Origin of the sequence: Mycobacterium sp. 852002-40037_SCH5390672, from assembly GCF_001665875.1 — a bacterium.
Lineage (GTDB): Bacteria > Actinomycetota > Actinomycetes > Mycobacteriales > Mycobacteriaceae > Mycobacterium.
In genome coordinates, this window is record NZ_LZTA01000070.1 from 19,178 (window position 1) to 35,898 (window position 16,721).

Annotated in this window: 16 protein-coding genes; 10 read left to right on the plus strand and 6 right to left on the minus strand. The window is 66.3% G+C overall.

All coding sequences use genetic code 11. The features are described 5' to 3' along the window. The first annotated feature begins 17 nt into the window (after positions 1 to 17). The 3 genes from A5782_RS12105 (at position 18) to A5782_RS12115 (ending at position 2,464) form a co-directional block, all read left to right on the plus strand. A complete protein-coding gene (locus A5782_RS12105) occupies positions 18 to 1,169 on the plus strand; it encodes a uroporphyrinogen-III synthase (RefSeq protein ID WP_156623902.1) in 1,152 nt (383 codons plus the stop codon). Beyond that, a complete protein-coding gene (locus tag A5782_RS12110) occupies positions 1,160 to 1,933 on the plus strand; it encodes a sirohydrochlorin chelatase (protein WP_067099785.1) in 774 nt (257 codons plus the stop codon). Before A5782_RS12105 ends, A5782_RS12110 begins: the two co-directional genes overlap by 10 nt. A 78-nt stretch (positions 1,934 to 2,011) precedes the next feature. After that, complete coding sequence (locus tag A5782_RS12115; protein ID WP_067099787.1) at positions 2,012 to 2,464, plus strand: hypothetical protein; 453 nt, start codon at positions 2,012 to 2,014, stop codon at positions 2,462 to 2,464. Positions 2,465 to 2,479: 15 nt separating this feature from the next. On the opposite strand, the gene nirD is transcribed toward A5782_RS12115, so the two are convergent. Together nirD and nirB are read right to left on the minus strand one after the other, a co-directional pair. Continuing rightward, the gene (gene nirD / locus A5782_RS12120) at positions 2,480 to 2,848 is read right to left on the minus strand and encodes a nitrite reductase small subunit NirD (RefSeq protein WP_067099789.1); all 369 of its coding nucleotides are present in this window, start codon (positions 2,846 to 2,848) and stop codon (positions 2,480 to 2,482) included. Between the two features lie 10 nt (positions 2,849 to 2,858). Then, positions 2,859 to 5,441 carry a nitrite reductase large subunit NirB gene (gene nirB / locus A5782_RS12125; RefSeq protein ID WP_082942899.1) on the minus strand — a complete coding sequence of 861 codons (2,583 nt, stop codon included), beginning with the start codon at positions 5,439 to 5,441 and terminating at the stop codon, positions 2,859 to 2,861. Between the two features lie 227 nt (positions 5,442 to 5,668). Between nirB and A5782_RS12130 the strand changes: the two genes are divergently transcribed. After that, entirely contained in the window at positions 5,669 to 6,109 is a 441-nt protein-coding gene (locus A5782_RS12130) for an Hsp20/alpha crystallin family protein (RefSeq protein WP_067099793.1), read from the plus strand. Between the two features lie 71 nt (positions 6,110 to 6,180). Here the strand turns inward: A5782_RS12130 and A5782_RS12135 are convergent, their stop codons facing one another. Further along, positions 6,181 to 6,942 (minus strand): isocitrate lyase/phosphoenolpyruvate mutase family protein, encoded by a 762-nt coding sequence (locus A5782_RS12135; protein ID WP_067099795.1) that lies wholly within the window; start codon positions 6,940 to 6,942, stop codon positions 6,181 to 6,183. A gap of 106 nt (positions 6,943 to 7,048) precedes the next feature. On the opposite strand from A5782_RS12135, the gene A5782_RS12140 reads away from it, so the two are divergent. From A5782_RS12140 to A5782_RS26485, 5 genes are all read left to right on the plus strand, one after another. Then, positions 7,049 to 7,363, plus strand: coding sequence for a hypothetical protein (locus A5782_RS12140; RefSeq protein ID WP_066866199.1), 315 nt, complete (start codon positions 7,049 to 7,051; stop codon positions 7,361 to 7,363). Between the two features lie 80 nt (positions 7,364 to 7,443). Continuing rightward, entirely contained in the window at positions 7,444 to 8,271 is an 828-nt protein-coding gene (locus tag A5782_RS12145) for a hypothetical protein (RefSeq protein ID WP_067099797.1), read from the plus strand. Between the two features lie 44 nt (positions 8,272 to 8,315). Next, entirely contained in the window at positions 8,316 to 10,235 is a 1,920-nt protein-coding gene (locus A5782_RS12150; RefSeq protein WP_067099800.1) for a fumarate reductase/succinate dehydrogenase flavoprotein subunit, read from the plus strand. Then, positions 10,232 to 10,978, plus strand: a complete 747-nt coding sequence (locus A5782_RS12155; RefSeq protein WP_067099802.1) for a succinate dehydrogenase/fumarate reductase iron-sulfur subunit — start codon at positions 10,232 to 10,234, stop codon at positions 10,976 to 10,978. The genes A5782_RS12150 and A5782_RS12155 overlap by 4 nt, the downstream gene beginning before the upstream one ends. Before the next feature lie 128 nt (positions 10,979 to 11,106). Then, positions 11,107 to 11,271, plus strand: a complete 165-nt coding sequence (locus A5782_RS26485; protein ID WP_197694202.1) for a hypothetical protein — start codon at positions 11,107 to 11,109, stop codon at positions 11,269 to 11,271. A 22-nt stretch (positions 11,272 to 11,293) separates the two neighbouring features. Here A5782_RS26485 and A5782_RS12160 read toward each other — a convergent pair whose 3' ends face one another. After that, positions 11,294 to 11,782 carry a flavin reductase family protein gene (locus A5782_RS12160; RefSeq protein WP_067099804.1) on the minus strand — a complete coding sequence of 163 codons (489 nt, stop codon included), beginning with the start codon at positions 11,780 to 11,782 and terminating at the stop codon, positions 11,294 to 11,296. Positions 11,783 to 11,864: 82 nt separating this feature from the next. Then, a complete protein-coding gene (locus A5782_RS12165) occupies positions 11,865 to 12,899 on the minus strand; it encodes an isopenicillin N synthase family oxygenase (RefSeq protein ID WP_067099806.1) in 1,035 nt (344 codons plus the stop codon). Between the two features lie 200 nt (positions 12,900 to 13,099). On the opposite strand from A5782_RS12165, the gene A5782_RS12170 reads away from it, so the two are divergent. Beyond that, positions 13,100 to 14,935, plus strand: a complete 1,836-nt coding sequence (locus A5782_RS12170; protein ID WP_067099808.1) for an acyl-CoA dehydrogenase — start codon at positions 13,100 to 13,102, stop codon at positions 14,933 to 14,935. Positions 14,936 to 15,257: 322 nt separating this feature from the next. Here A5782_RS12170 and A5782_RS12175 read toward each other — a convergent pair whose 3' ends face one another. Then, positions 15,258 to 16,601 carry an acetyl-CoA C-acetyltransferase gene (locus A5782_RS12175; RefSeq protein ID WP_067099810.1) on the minus strand — a complete coding sequence of 448 codons (1,344 nt, stop codon included), beginning with the start codon at positions 16,599 to 16,601 and terminating at the stop codon, positions 15,258 to 15,260. Between the last annotated feature and the right edge of the window lie 120 nt (positions 16,602 to 16,721).

Below are 16,721 nucleotides of genomic sequence, written 5' to 3' on the forward strand. Positions count from 1 at the left end.
TTCATATGGCCCCACCACTGGCCCCACCAGACTCCGCGCCGCTCACCGGCTACCGGATCGCCGTCACCTCGGCGAACCGCGCCGAGGAGCTGTGCGCGTTGCTGCGCCGTAACGGCGCGGAGGTCTCCAGCGCCGCGGCCATCAACATCATCGCACTGCCCGAAGACGCCGAACTGCAGAACCACACCGAAGCGGTGATCGCCCAGCCCCCCGATATCTTGGTGGCGCACACCGGCATCGGATTTCGTGGCTGGGTCGCCGCGGCCGATGGCTGGGGACTGGCCACCCAATTGCTGGCGTCGCTTGCCAAGTCGCGGATCGTGGCCCGCGGACCGAAGGCGACCGGGGCGTTACGCGCTGCCGGGCTGCACGAGGAATGGTCCCCTAAATCAGAATCGTCCCGCGAAGTCCTGCGCTACCTTCTCGAATCGGATGTCGCCGGTAAGCGGATCGCCGTCCAGCTGCACGGTGCCGCCGACGGGTGGGACCCGTTCCCGGAATTCATCAACGGGTTGCGATCGGCGGGCGCGCAGGTGGTCCCCATCCACGTATACCGCTGGAAGCCAACTCCGGCCGGCGGCGACTTCGACCAACTCGTCGCCTCGGTCGCGCGCCGGCAGTTCGACGCGGTGACCTTCACCTCGGCACCCGCCGGTGCGGCGATGCTGGAGCGCAGCCGCGAATTGGGCATCGAAGATCAACTGCTGCAAGCGCTTCGCAGTGACGTGCACGCCATGTGCGTCGGCCCGGTCACCGCGCAACCGCTGATCCGTGCGGGGATCCCGACGTCGTCACCCGAGCGAATGAGGTTGGGGGCGTTGGCACGTCATATCGCTCAGGAGCTCCCTCCCCGGCGGTCGTGCACCATCCGCGCGGCCGGTCACGACCTCGAGATCCGCGGAACCTGCGTGCTGGTCGACGGTTCGGTGAAGTCGCTGTCGGGATCGGGCATGGCAACGCTGCGCGCGCTGGCACAACGCCCCGGCGATGTCGTGGCGCGCAACGACTTGTTACGGGTATTGCCCGGCCACAGCAATGACCCGCACGCCGTCGATACCGCAGTGCTGCGGCTGCGAACGGCGCTGGGCGACAAGAACATCATCGCGACGGTGGTCAAGCGCGGCTACCGGCTTGCGATCGACCATCCGGAAGACTCGCCATGGCACTGATCCTGGTAGCGCACGGCACCCGCAGGCCGGGTGGCGTGACGATGATTGAAGGGCTTGCGGCACAGGTGAGTACGCTCGTCCGCCGCACGGTAGACGTTGCCTTTGTCGACGTGGTGGGCCCCACCCCCAGTGAGGTCCTGGTGCGCGCGAAGACCGCCGACCGGCCCGCCATCGTGGTGCCCGCGTTCCTGTCGCGCGGATACCACGTCCGGGCCGATCTGCCCGGCCACGTCGCGATCAGCGGACACCCGAACGTAATCGTCACCCCGGCGTTGGGCCCGAGTGGTCAGATTGCCCGGATCGTCGGCGATCAGCTGCTGAAATGCGGTTGGCGACCGAATGATTCGGTGATTCTGGCGGCCGCGGGAACCTCGGACGACAAAGCACGAGCGGACCTGCATACCACCGCGACATTATTGTCGGCGCTGACCGGATCGCGGGTGAGCCTGGCTTTCGCGGCCACCGGTGATCCGCAGCTGCCCGAGGCCGTGGACCGGGCACGGGCTCGGGCGCACCGCGCCGGTGGACGCGTCGTGGTCGCCTCATATCTATTGGCCGACGGCCTGTTCCAACAACGGCTGCACGGTTGCGGCGCCGACCTGGTCAGTGAACCGCTGGGCACCCATCCGGGGCTGGCGCGTCTGGTCGCGAACCGATTTCGGCGGGCCCTACCGCAGGTGCTGGCCCCCACCGCCCGGCACGCGTCGCGCCGATCGAGCCCACACCAGTTGGCACACGGTCGCACCGCGCGTTCGATCCCGTAGCGCACGACGCCTGCCGACCAGCCACGCCGGGACCGGGCATTCCTTGATCTTTGGTCTCAGACGGGCGATCCTGACACCATGCCCCGTCGCGAAGAGCCATCGCATGGGATCCTCGACCCGGTCGCCAAGATGTTGCGGTTGCCCTTCGGCACACCGGAATTCATCGACCGGATCGTCACCGGCGGGGTCAACCAGGTGGGCCGCCGGACGTTGCGCACGCTGATCACGACCTGGGACGCCGCCGGCGGCGGTCCGTTTGCCGCCAGTGCCATCGCCTCCACGGGGATGGCGAAGACCGCCGAGATGGTGCAAAACATGTTCGTCGGCCCGGTCTTTGGCCCACTGCTGAAAATCCTGGGTGCCGACAAAGCCGCCGTTCGCGCCTCGCTGTGCGCCTCACAACTGGTGGGTCTGGGCATCATGCGCTACGGCATCCGCTCCGAGCCGCTGCACTCCATGTCGGTGGACGCACTCGTCGACGCGATCGGGCCGACGATGCAGCGCTATTTGGTCGGCGACATCACCCGGTGAACCCGCCCGTCGGGCTCAGGCAGCCTGGTGCTGGTAGTCCCGCGCGATCTGTACGTAGCCGTCGGCCGTGATGCGCACCGGGTATACCGGCACCGAAACCGACGGATCGTCCAGGCAGGAACCGTCTTCGAGGGAGAAAGCCTGCTTCAAGATGGGCGACTGAACCGTGACGCGGCCGTCGCGGTCGCCCACGATCCCGCGGGAAAGAACCGCGGCTCCGGAGAACGGGTCGACGTTGCCGACCGCGTGCACCGAGCCGTCGTCGAGCCGGAACAGCGCCGCCTGTGAACCGTCGTCGAGCAGCACGCCCACGCCGCGACCCGGAATGAGGTGGTCGTAAGCGCAAGCGCGGGTCCACACCGCAATGTCGTTGAGAAGTGTCATGATCCCTTCCTCATTCCTCCGAAGTTGTCGCTTCACGGACCCGCGGCATGCCAATGGACACAGGGATTTTGCGTCCGGCATGCTCGGTGAATGCCACCGTTGAGTCGACGGCATCTGGGGCGTTGACGAACGACACGAACCGCGACAGCTTGTCCGGGTCGTCCAGCACGCCCTTCCATTCGCACTTGTAGTTCTGGACATGCCGCTCCATTGCGGCTTCGAATTCCTCAGCCAGGCCCAGCGAGTCGTCACACACGACCTCGCGCACATGGTCGAGCCCGCCGTCGAGCGAATCGACCCACGGCGCCGTGCGTTGCAGCCGGTCGGCCGTCCTGATGTAGTACATGACGAACCGGTCGACATAGCGGACCAGCGTTTCGGTGTCCAGATCGCTGGCCAGCAGCTGTGCGTGTTTGGGCGTCATACCGCCGTTGCCGCCGACGTAGAGGTTCCAGCCCTTTTCGGTGGCGATGACGCCCACGTCCTTGGAACGCGCCTCGGCGCACTCCCGCGCGCAGCCCGAGACGCCCATCTTGATTTTGTGCGGTGCCCGCAGGCCGCGGTAGCGCAGTTCTAGATCGATGGCCAGTTGCACCGAATCCTGCTGCCCGTAACGGCACCAGTCGGTGCCCACGCAGCTCTTCACCGTGCGCAACGCCTTGCCGTAAGCGTGCCCGGATTCCATGCCGCCGTCGACCAAGCGCTTCCAGATCTCCGGCAGTTGGTCCACGCGGGCGCCGAACATGTCGATCCGCTGCCCACCGGTGATCTTGGTGTAGAGCCCGAAGTCCTGGGCGATCTGGCCGATCAGGATCAGATGCTCGGGCTTGATGTCACCACCGGGGACCCGCGGCACCACCGAGTAGCTGCCGTTCTTCTGGATGTTGGCCAGGAAGTGATCGTTGGAATCCTGCAGCGAGGCCTGCTCGCCTTCGAGGATGTGCTCCGACCCGGTGGACGCCAGAATGGAGGCGACCACGGGTTTGCAGATATCGCAACCCTTTCCGCGACCGAAGCGCTCCAGCAGACCCGAGAAGGTCCGGATCTCGGTGGCCGAGATGATCTCGAAAAGCTCCGCCCGCGACTGGCTGAAGTGCTCGCACAGGGCCTTGGACTGTTCCACGCCCTCGGCTTCCAGCAGCTGCTTGAGCAACGGGACGCACGACCCGCATGAGGTCCCGGCCGAGGTGCACGCCTTGAGCGCGGGGACATCCGCGCAACCATCGGCGATTGCACACTTCAGATCGCCCTTGGTGACGTTGTTGCACGAGCAGATCTGCGCCGAATCCGGCAGCGCGCCAACACCTAACGTCGCGCCCCCACCGGAGGAGGCCGGCGCGATGAGCGCTAGCGGATCCCCGGGCAGCTCGCTGCCGACCATGGGCCGCAGCACCCCGTAGGACGAGGCGTCGCCAACCAGCACACCGCCGAGCAGCGTCTTGGCGTCGTCGGAGAGCACGAGCTTGGCGTAGGTCCGATTGACCGCATCGTTGACGGCGACCTCGAGGCAGTTGTCGGTCGTCCCCATCGCGTCGCCGAAGCTGGCCACGTCGACGCCCAGCAGTTTGAGCTTCGTGGACAGGTCGGCTTCGCCGAATTCGGCCACGCCGTCCAGCAGCCGGTCGGCCACCACCTCCGCCGACGTGTAACCCGGGCCCACCAGGCCGTAACACCGGCCGCCGATCGCGGCGACCTCTCCGATCGCGTAGATGTCGGGATCGCTTGTCTGGCAAGCCACGTCGGTCAGCACCCCACCACGCTCGGCGCGCTCGAGCCCGGCGGCGGTCGCCAGCTCGTCGCGCGGCCGGATGCCGGCCGCGAAGATCACCAGACCGGCGTCGATGACCTGGCCGTCGGTCAGGCTCACCCGCACCGAGGTGGAGCCGTCCGAATGGTCGACCGACTCGATCGATTCGGTGCCCGTCCCGACATGCACCGAGATGCCGAGCTCGCCGATCATCCTGGCCAGCAACGCACCGCCGGCCTCGTCGATCTGCTGGGCCATCAGCCGGGGCATCATCTCGACCACGTGGGTCTGCAACCCGAACTGGCGCAGCGCATTAGCGGCTTCCAGCCCGAGCAGCCCGCCGCCGATGACGACGGCCGCCGTGACGTGTGAAGTTTCCACCGTGCGCTGGGCGTCGGCGCGGATGGCGTCGAGATCGTCGAGCGTGCGGTAGACGTGACACGCGGGCAGCTCGTGACCCGGCACCGGCGGCACGAAGGCATACGACCCGGTCGCCAGGACCAAGCTGTCGTAGCCGTGCCGTTGACCATCGGCGGTGACCACCGTCTTTGTCGCACGGTCTATTTCGGTAACGCGCTGGTTGAGCACCAGCCGGACCTGCTCGTCACCCTCATATTCGTTGCCGGGCAATGCCAGTAGCTTGCGATCCCAGCTTTCGGTGTAGGAGGTCAAACCCACGCGGTCGTAGGCCGCGTCGGTCTCCTCGGCGAAAACCGTGATGCGCCACAGTCCCTCGGTGTCACGGGCGCGGAGCGCCTCGACGAATCGGTGCCCCACCATGCCATGTCCGACTACGATGATGTGACGAGGCGCACAACTGGCGCGCGAAATCCCGTCTGCAGACATGGCTTTGAGAGTAACGGCCGGAAATTACGTTCTTTTCGCGCAATGTGACGGTCCTATGACGAGGATCTCACAACTCACAGGAACAACTGTGATTGATCGTTCACCGACGGCGAACGACGAGGTGGAACTTTAGCGCGGTCGACTCATGTTTGTACTAGTAGCCGGTCGCCGAGGCGCCGGCCACAGCAATCTCACAACGAAGCTCAAGGAATTAGGAGGGAAGCGTCATGAGCAACCTCGCATTGTGGTCGCGACCGGCCTGGGACACCGACCGGTGGTTACGCGACTTTTTCGGGCCAGCCGCCGCGGCGGACTGGAACACCCCGGCGACCAGCGGTTTCAGGCCCGCCGCCGAGATCGTCAAGGACGGCGACGACGCGATCGTACGCGTGGAGCTCCCGGGCGTTGACGTCGACAAGGACGTCAAGGTGGAGGTCGAGCGCGGCCACTTGGTCATCCACGGCGAGCACCGTGACGAGCACGCGGAGGAGAAGGACGGCCGCATGCTGCGCGAGATCCGGTACGGATCGTTCCGCCGGTCGTTCCAGCTGCCCGCCCACATCACCGGTGACGCCATCACGGCGAGTTACGACGCGGGCGTGCTGACGGTACGGGTCAGCGGTGCCTACTCCGGGAATCAGGCGCAGCGCATCGAGATCACCAAATAGTCTCCGGGCGGTCCGGAGAAGGTAGGTAATCAATCCGGCGGAGTCTCAACGGCTCCGCCGGATTCACCGTGTCAGCCCCAGCGGGCCAGGAGCTCCTTGGCCCGGCTCGCCAGCGCGGCCTGCAGGAACGGCCCGAAACTGATGCGCGCCACGCCCAGCGGGCCGAAGGACGCCGGGTCGTCCTGGTCGGGCAGGGCGATCGCGTTGACCGGCAGCTCCAACTCGGCGGTCAGGCGCCGCAACGTGTCGGGGTCGTGGCGGCCCACCGGATACAGCACATCGGCGCCGGCGGCGGCGGCCTTGTTCAGTCGCGCCACCACCCGCTCGATGCGATCGGACGCCTCGCCGTCCTGGCGCAGGAACAGATCGGTTCGGGCATTGATGACGACGTGCGTCCCGGCCGCGTCGGCGGCCGACCGAAGCGCACCCACCAATTCGGCGTGTTCGTCCGCGGACCGCAGGCGCTTCCCCTCCGAGTGCACGGTGTCCTCTATGTTCAGCCCGACGGCCCCGACGCTCAACAGGCCCTCGATCAGGCGGTCCGCCGACTGCCCGTAACCGGATTCGATGTCCACCGACACTGGGACGTCGACCGCGGCGGTGATCTGTGCGACCCGGGTGAGGACGTCGTCGAACGACATGCCCTCGTTGTCGGGTTTGCCGATCGAGTCCGCCATCGGGTGGCTTCCCACGGTGAGCGCGACGAATCCGGCACCGGTGGCCAGCCGGGCCGACCACGCATCCCACACGGTCGGCAGGACGACCGGATTGCCCGGCCGGTGCAGTTCCAGCAGCGTGGCGGCCCGCTCGGCCGGTGTGGTGCGTCCCGTCATACGTGTTTGCTCCCTCGGCATCCGGGCTCAACGGACTGACGTCCGGCCTGTGCCGTGGATAGTATCGAGGGCGTACTGTGATCCGAAACACTGCCGAGGAGATCCTTTGACTCGCACGCCGAGCACGACTGGCACGACCGAATTCGCCGAACTGCACGACCTCATCGGCGGCCTGCGGCGGTGCGTGAGCTCCCTGCGGGCCCGATACGGTGACAGCCCGGCCATGCGACGCATCGTTATCGACGCCGACCGCATCCTGTCCGACGTCGACCTGCTCGACACCGACGTGTCCGAATTGGACCTGGCGGGTGCCACCGTGCAGCAGTCCGGCGAGAAGATCGTCATTCCCGACACCCAGTACGACAGCGAATTCTGGCGCGACGTCGACGACGAGGGTGTCGGCGGTCACAATAGGTCCTGACCAACCCAAGCCCCCCAGAAGAGGGGGGCTTCTCTCTGTGTACCCTTCGACAGACAGCCCGTTCGAAGAGGAACAACTAGATGAGCGCACCTACGGCGAACCGTCCTGCGTCCGGTGTCTTTTCACCCACGCGCGCCCGTATCCAGCAACGGACCCTACGCACCGATCGGTGGTGGATGTCGCCGCTGCGGATCGATCTCGGCTTCGCGGCATTCATTATCTATGCGACGGCGCGGGCGTTCCAGCAGAAGGACTTCTTCGTCGAGAAGTACCACTACCTGACGCCGTTCTACTCGCCGTGTGTCAGCAAGGGTTGCGGGGCCGCCGGCGACATCTGGCCGCAGTTCCTGCCCGACGTGTGGTGGCTACCGTATGCGGCGCTGACGCTGCCGTTCCTGCTGCTGTTCCGGCTGACCTGCTACTACTACCGCGGCGCCTACTACCGCACGGTATGGCAGTCGCCCAGCGCCTGCGCGGTGGCCGAGCCCCGCGTTCACTACACCGGCGAGACCAAGTTCCCGCTGATCATCCAGAACACCCACCGGTACTTCTTCTACATTGCCGGCATCATCTCGGTGATCAACACCTACGACGCCATCGTCGCGTTCCACTCCGACAGCGGACCCGGCGGATTCGGCTTCGGTCTGGGCAATCTGATCCTGCTCGGCAACGTCATCATGCTGTGGATCTACACGCTGTCCTGCCATTCCTGCCGGCACGTGACGGGCGGGCGGCTCAAGCACTTCTCCAAGCACCCTGTGCGGTACTGGATCTGGACGCAGGTCAGCGTCATCAATACCCGACACAAGCTGTATGCGTGGATCACGCTGGGCACCTTGATGCTCACCGATTTCTACGTCGCCTTGGTAGCCAGCGGCACCATTGGTGACCTCAGATTTGTTGGCTGACAAGCCTTTTCACATAAATCAAGAATTTAGCTAGCGAGGGTTTCATGGTCGAAATCGAGCGGCACACCTACGACGTGGTCGTGATCGGTGCCGGCGGCGCCGGACTGCGTGCGGTTATCGAAGCGCGCGAACGGGGTTTGCGGGTCGCGGTGGTGTGCAAGTCCCTGTTCGGCAAGGCCCACACGGTGATGGCCGAGGGTGGATGTGCTGCGTCCATGGGCAACACCAACCCGAAGGACAACTGGAAGACCCACTTCGGCGACACGATGCGCGGCGGGAAATTCCTCAACAACTGGCGCATGGCCGAACTGCACGCCAAGGAAGCCCCGGACCGCGTCTGGGAGCTGGAAACCTATGGCGCGCTGTTCGATCGCCTCAAGGACGGCAAGATCAGCCAGCGCAACTTCGGTGGGCACACCTATCCGCGGCTGGCCCACGTCGGTGACCGCACCGGCCTGGAACTGATCCGCACCATGCAGCAGAAGATCGTCTCGCTGCAGCAAGAGGATTACGCCGAACTCGGTGACTACGAGGCGCGCATCAAGGTGTATGCCGAGTGCACCATCACCGAATTGATCAAGGACGGCGACGCGATCGCCGGGGCGTTCGGTTACTGGCGCGAGAGCGGCCAGTTCATCCTGTTCGAGGCACCCGCGGTGGTGCTGGCCACCGGCGGGATCGGCAAGTCGTTCAAGGTCACCTCGAACTCGTGGGAGTACACCGGCGACGGCCACGCCCTGGCGCTGCGGGCGGGCGCGTCGCTGATCAACATGGAGTTCGTCCAGTTCCACCCGACGGGCATGGTGTGGCCGCCGAGTGTGAAGGGGATCCTGGTTACCGAGGGTGTCCGCGGTGACGGCGGCGTGCTGAAGAACTCGCAAGACAAGCGGTTCATGTTCGACTACATCCCCCCGGTGTTCAAGGGGCAGTACGCCGAGACCGAACAAGAAGCCGACCAGTGGCTCAAGGACAATGACTCGGCCCGCCGGACCCCGGACCTGCTGCCGCGCGACGAGGTCGCGCGCGCGATCAACTCCGAGGTCAAGGCCGGGCGCGGCAGCCCACACGGCGGTGTCTTCCTGGACATCGCGTCGCGGCTGACGCCCGCGGAGATCAACCGCCGCCTGCCGTCGATGTACCACCAGTTCAAAGAGCTGGCCGGCGTCGACATCACCAAGGAGCCGATGGAAGTCGGGCCGACCTGCCACTACGTGATGGGCGGCGTCGAGGTGGACGCCGACACCGGTGCCGCCACGGTCCCCGGGCTCTTCGCCGCCGGCGAATGCTCCGGCGGCATGCACGGCTCGAACCGGCTGGGCGGCAACTCGCTGTCGGACCTGCTGGTGTTCGGCCGGCGCGCCGGCCTCGGCGCCGCCGACTACGTGCGGGCCCTGAGCAGCCGCCCGACCATCGCCGAGGGCGCCGTCGACGCGGCGGCGAAGCGGGCGCTGTCCCCCTTCGAGGCACCGGCCAACGGCGCCCCCGGGGAAAACCCGTACACCCTGCAGCTGGAATTGCAGCAGTCGATGAACGACCTCGTCGGCATCATCCGCAAGGAGGACGAAGTCTCGGAGGCCCTGGCGCGGCTCGACAAGCTGCGCGAGCGGTTCAAGAACCTCCACGTCGAGGGCCAGCGCCGGTACAACCCGGGCTGGAATCTGGCCATCGATCTGCGCAACATGCTGCTGGTCAGCGAATGCGTCGCCGAGGCCGCGCTGCAGCGCACCGAAAGCCGCGGCGGGCACACCCGCGACGACCACCCGGCGATGGACTCGTCGTGGCGCAAGGTGCTGCTGGTCTGCGAGGCGGCCAGTGGCGACGAGGTGATTCCCGACATCACCATCACGAAGAAAGATCAGACGCCGATGCGGGCCGATCTGCTGGAGCTGTTCGACATCGCCGAGCTGGAGAAGTACTACACCGACGAAGAACTCGCCGGGCACCCGGGACGGAGTGGCAAATGACCTACAACGCGACGATGCGGGTGTGGCGCGGCGACGGCGCCGACGGTGGTCTGCAGGACTTCACGGTTGAGGTCAACGAGGGCGAGGTCGTCCTCGACATCATCCATCGCCTGCAACAGACCCAGACGCCCGACCTGGCTGTCCGGTGGAACTGCAAGGCGGGCAAGTGTGGCTCCTGCTCGGCGGAGATCAACGGCAAGCCGCGGCTGCTTTGCATGACCCGGATGTCCACCTTCGCCGAGGACGAGGTCGTCACTGTCACGCCGCTGCGGACGTTCCCGGTGATCCGTGACCTGGTCACCGATGTATCGTTCAACTACGAAAAGGCCCGCGAGATACCGTCTTTCGCGCCGCCCAAGGACCTGCAGCCCGGGGAATACCGGATGGCGCAGGAGGACGTCCAGCGTTCCCAAGAGTTCCGCAAGTGCATCGAGTGCTTCCTGTGCCAGAACGTGTGCCACGTGGTGCGCGACCACGAGGAGAACAAGAAGGCGTTCGCCGGTCCCCGCTTCCTGATGCGGATCGCCGAGCTGGAAATGCACCCGCTGGACAGCCGCGACCGGCGCAACGACGCTCAGGACGAACACGGCCTGGGCTACTGCAATATCACCAAGTGCTGCACCGAGGTCTGCCCGGAAAACATCAAGATCACCGACAACGCGCTGATCCCGATGAAAGAGCGGGTCGCCGACCGCAAGTACGACCCGGTGGTGTGGCTCGGCAACAAGCTGTTCCGTCGCTGAGCTCACGGCGCTGCCACCCGGCGCGTCGCGTCGTGGCACGTTAGGCCATCGCGAGAGCCGGGTAACCACACTGCATCCTGTCGGGCCGCCCCGCGCGGCCGTAGCACCACGACCGGAAAGGGCAGTTCATGGAACAGATACGAGAAACCGCCAGCATCAACAACATTCGCACCGCGATTCGGCAGTTGTCGGTGCGTGCCCAGCTCGCGAACAAAGAGGGCCGGTACACCGACGCCGCCGAGCTCGAGAGCCGCATCCAGGGCTTTCGGGAAGAACTGAGCCACCGGCCCTAGCCGGTACGGCTCAGCAACACGATTACGCGCCGAGTCGGCGAAACACGCTCCGATGGAACACGATGGGCGCCACGTCGGCGTCCACCGTCACCTCGCTGACCCGCAACACCACGATGGTGTGATCGCCGGCCGGAATGAGTTGCTCGATCGCGCTTTCCAGCCAGAGGCCGGTGCCCTTGATGAACACCGCACCGGTGGGCCGGGAGACCGTCTCCAAACCCGCGAACCTGTCGCCGGTCTTGGCGGCCAGCGTGCGCGCGGCCGCGTCGTGCTCCTCGCCCAGCACGCTGATGCCCAGCATCGGCAGATCCTTGAGCTTGGGCCAGGTCGTCGAGGTGTTTTGCACGCAGAACGACACCAACGGCGGCTCCAGCGACACGGGGACAAAGGTGCTGGCGGCCAGGCCTTCCCGGGTTCCGTTCACCTCGGCGGCGATCGCCACCACACCGGACGGGAAGTGACCGAAGGCCTCACGAAGTGACGACGCTGTCAGCTTGTTGTTCGAGTTCACCGGACTTATTCGCCCCTAGAGCCGGAGACGGGATTTGTCGGATTGACCCTACCCGGCCTCACCCACCCCGGCGCGGCCACCCTTAGCTCTTTTCTAAGCGTTCTGCCGAATATCCATGCGCCGCGGCCACATCCGGATGGGCCCGCAGTCTGCTCTTCCAGGCGTTGCGGCCGTAGACGTCGAAGATCGGATCCGCTGGATCATCCACTCGTCGCGCGCGTGCCGCGAGTTCAGCGGGCAGCGACAGCACCGGTATCTGCGCGTCCAGCCGGGGGTTGAAGAAGTAGGGCACCGAGATGCGGTCGCCCGTCGGCGCCTGCAGGTTGACCCGGTGCTCGGTGGCCCGCAGATACCCGCGCGTCGCCACCTCCAGCAGTTCACCGATGTTGACGATGAACGCACCCTCACGCGGCGGCACGTCGATCCAGCCGTCATCGCAGTGGCCGTCTTTCCAGCCGGTGCCGCCTCCCCGCCGCACCTGCAGACCCGTACTGCCCGGCTCGGCCAGCAACAGGGTCAGCACCCCGGAGTCGCGGTGCGCGCCCACGCCCTGGGCGCCGGCGGCGCGTCCCGGGTAGCGGATGATCTTGATCAGGGTGGCCGGCGCGTCGGCGAAGGCCGAGTCGAACACGCCGGACGGACTGCCCAGCGAGGCCGCCCAATGCCGTAACAGGCTGCGGGCCACGGCGGACAGTGCCGCGTCCCACTCCTCGACGATCCCGGGCAGCTCTGGAAGAGCGCCCGGCCATTGATTGGGGCCCTGCAGCCACCGGTAGTCGGACCTGTCCAGCCCACCGATCGGCGGGCGCTCCGGGCCGACGTCGATCTGCTCACGCCAATCCACCTCGCCGCGGGTCAACTCGCCGCCGAGCCGGGTGTAGCCGCGGAAGTGGGGGCTGCGCACCATCGCGACGGCCTCCTTGTCCGGTTGCGGCAGCTCGAAGAGCCGGCGCCCCGCGTCCAGTACCCGCGCCACCAACTCCCCCGGGACGCCGTGACCGGTCAGATAGAAGAAGCCGACGTCGTGCGCGGCCTCGCGCAGCCCCTCCCGCAGGCGGGTCGGGTCGGCCCGCAGGTCGACCTCGGGCAGGGCAGTGACGCCGCGCACATCGGTCATGTGCACATTATCGCCGCTGGTAGATCGGATTTCGACGGCATGACCAGCAGCTTTCCAACCGGTTGGTTAATTAGGTAATGAAATCTAGCTCACATTGACTTGCATACCACTGACGCGAGCGATATTTTAGTGTTGTTACTGGTGGGTAACTTAGACCTAGTACCCAACCACAAGTGGCATTCTCAACGAGGAGGACCGTAGTGAGCCACTACAAGAGCAACGTCCGCGACCAGGTATTCAACCTGTTCGAAGTTCTGGGCGTTGACAAGGCGCTGGGCCAGGGCGAATACGCCGACCTGGACGCCGACACAGTCCAAGAAATGCTGAGCGAGATGAGCCGACTGGCCGAGGGGCCGGTCGCGGCCTCCTTCGTCGAAGGTGACCGCAATCCGCCGGTGTTCGACCCGAAGACACACTCGGTGACGCTGCCGGAATCCTTCAAGAAGTCGGTTCAGGCCGTCACCGAGGGCGGCTGGGACAAGGTCGGCATCGACGAGGTGCTCGGCGGCATGCCGATGCCGCGGGCATTGGTGTGGGCGCTGCACGAGCACCTGTTGGGTGCCAACCCGGCCGTGTGGATGTACGCAGGCGGCGCGGGATTCGCCAACATCCTGTACCACCTCGGCACCGAGGAGCAGAAGAAGTGGGCCGTCATCTGCGCTGAGCGCGGCTGGGGTTCGACCATGGTGCTCACCGAGCCGGACGCCGGTTCCGACGTGGGCGCCGGGCGGACCAAGGCCGTCCAGCAGGAGGACGGCTCCTGGCACATCGACGGTGTGAAGCGGTTCATCACCTCCGCCGACTCCGGCGACCTGTTCGAGAACATCTTCCACCTGGTGCTGGCCCGCCCCGAGGGCGCCGGACCGGGCACCAAGGGTCTGTCGCTGTTCTTCGTGCCCAAGTTCCTGTTCGACTTCGAAACCGGTGAGCTGGGCGAGCGCAACGGCGTCTTCGTCACCAACGTCGAGCACAAGATGGGCCTGAAGGTGTCGGCGACGTGTGAGCTGAGCTTCGGCCAGCACGACGTCCCCGCCAAGGGCTGGCTGGTCGGCGAGGTGCACAACGGCATCGCGCAGATGTTCGAGGTCATCGAGCAGGCCCGCATGATGGTCGGCACCAAGGCCATCGCGACCCTGTCGACGGGCTACCTGAACGCGCTGGAGTACGCGAAGTCTCGCGTCCAGGGCGCCGACATGACCCAGATGACCGACAAGACCGCACCGCGGGTGACCATCACGCATCACCCGGACGTACGCCGGTCGCTGATGACCCAGAAGGCCTACGCCGAGGGTCTGCGAGCGCTGTACCTGTTCACGTCCACCTATCAGGACTCGGCCGTCGCCGAGGCACTGCACGGTGTGGACGCCGAGCTGGCGGTCAAGGTCAACGACCTGATGCTGCCGGTCGTGAAGGGCGTGGGCTCGGAGCAGGCATACGCCAAGCTCACCGAGAGCCTGCAGACCTTCGGCGGGTCCGGCTTCCTGCAGGACTACCCGATCGAGCAGTACATCCGGGACGCCAAGATCGACTCCCTCTACGAGGGCACCACCGCCATCCAGGCGCAGGACTTCTTCTTCCGCAAGATCGTCCGCGACAAGGGTGTGGCGCTGGCTCACGTGTCCGAGCAGATCCAGAAGTTCGTCGACAGCGAGTCCGGCAACGGCCGTCTGAAGACCGAACGGGAACTGCTGGCCAAGGCCCTGGCCGACGTCCAGGGCATGGCGGCCACGCTGACCGGCTACCTGATGGCGGCGCAGGAGGACGTGACCAGCCTGTACAAGGTGGGCCTGGGTTCGGTGCGCTTCCTGATGAGCGTCGGTGACCTGGTCATCGGCTGGTTGTTGCAGCGTCAGGCGGCGGTTGCCGTGGCGGCGCTGGACGCCGGCGCCAGCGGCGAGGAGCGGTCCTTCTACGAGGGCAAGATCGCGGTGGCGTCGTTCTTCGCGAAGAACTTCCTGCCGTTGCTGACCAGCACCCGCGAGGTCATCGACACGCTGGACAACGACATCATGGAGCTCGACGAAGCCGCCTTCTAGGCCACTTCGGACGGCACGCACAACAGCCCACGCTTCGCCGCGAAGCGGGGGCTGTTGTGTTCAGCGTGACGATGAGAAAGGCCCGGTAAACGCAAAAGGCCGCCACTGGATCCCCTCACTCCAGCGGCGGCCCTTTTCGTACGCCAATCCGTGGTGATGGACCGGCGATCGCATTCAGAGGATGCCCCGTATTGCCGTCGGGGTCGGGGGGTCAGACCACAACACGGGGCTATCCGGTGGGTCGGATACCCGCGCCCCCTCCCGACTAACCCGATGTGACTCAACTCATGACGTGCATCGGGCCGGCCGGGCGACGCAAGCGTCAGGCCTCCAGGATCGCGGCCACGCCCTGGCCGCCGGCCGCGCAGATCGAGACCAGCGCGCGCACGGTGCCGCCGCCCTTCTGCTCGGCCTTGCGCTGGGCGAGCTGCTTGGCGGCCTGGGCCAGGATCCGCCCGCCGGTGGCCGCGAACGGGTGCCCGGCGGCCAGTGAGGACCCGTTGACGTTGAGCTTGGACCGGTCGATCGAGCCCAGCGCGGCGTCCAGACCCAGCCGCTCCTTGCAGTACTCCTCGGATTCCCACGCCTGAAGATGACACAGCACCACCGACGCGAACGCCTCGTGGATCTCGTAGAAGTCGAAGTCCTGCAGGGTCAGGCCGTTGCGGGCAAGCAGCCGCGGCACCGCGTAGGTCGGGGCCATCAGCAGCCCGTCGCGTCCGTTCACGTAGTCGACCGCCGCTGTCTCCGAATCCACCAGGTAGGCCAGCGGGGTCAACGAATGGGCTGCTGCCCACTCGTCGCTGGCCAGCAGCGCCACCGACGCGCCGTCGGTCAGCGGAGTCGAGTTGCCGGCCGTCATCGTCGCATCGCCGGCCTTCACGCCGAACACCGGACGCAGCTTGGCCAGCTTCTCCGCCGACGAGTCCGCGCGCAGGTTGTCGTCGCGGTACAGCCCCAGGAACGGTGTGACCAGGTCGTCGAAGAAGCCGCGGTCGTAAGCGGCGGCCATGTTGCGGTGGCTGGCGGCGGCCAGCTCGTCCTGGGCGACGCGGGCGATGCCCATCTTCTTGGCGGTGAGCGCCTGGTGCTCGCCCATCGACAGCCCGGTGCGCGGTTCGCTGTTGACCGGGATCTCGACGCCCAGGGTCGCGGGCAGCGTGCCCACCAGTTTCAACCGTTGCACGTTGGACTTGGCCCTGCGCAACTTGAGCAGGGTGCGGCGCAGGTTGTCGCCCAGACCGATGGGCGCGTCGGAGGTGGTGTCCACGCCGCCGGCGGCGGCGACGTCGTAGCGTCCGGCGGCGATGCCCTCGGCGGCGGCGACGGCCGCCTGCAGCCCGGTCCCGCAGGCCTGCTGCAGGTCGAACGCGGGCGTGTGGGACGACAGCTGAGAACCCAGCACGCACTCCCGGGTCAGGTTGAAGTCCCGGCTGTGCTTGAGCACGGCGCCGCCGACCACCACGCCCAGCCGTTCACCGGCCAGTCCGAAGCGATCGACGAGCCCACCCAGGGCGGCGGTGAACATGTCCTGGTTGGACGCCTCCGCGTACGCGCCGTCGGATCGGGCGAACGGGATGCGGTTGCCACCCAGGACGGCCACCCGCCGCCGCTCAGAACTGCGCTGAGCAGACTTTTTACTTGCCTCAGAACTTGCAGCGGCCACTATTCTTCTCCGTGTTTGCGCGGTCTATTGGTTTGGGATTCGCTCGTCTGGGGCCATACTACCGACTGTTCTTACTCTGCAGTAAGTTCGTCCCCGATACGGTTGTGCGGTAGGCATACC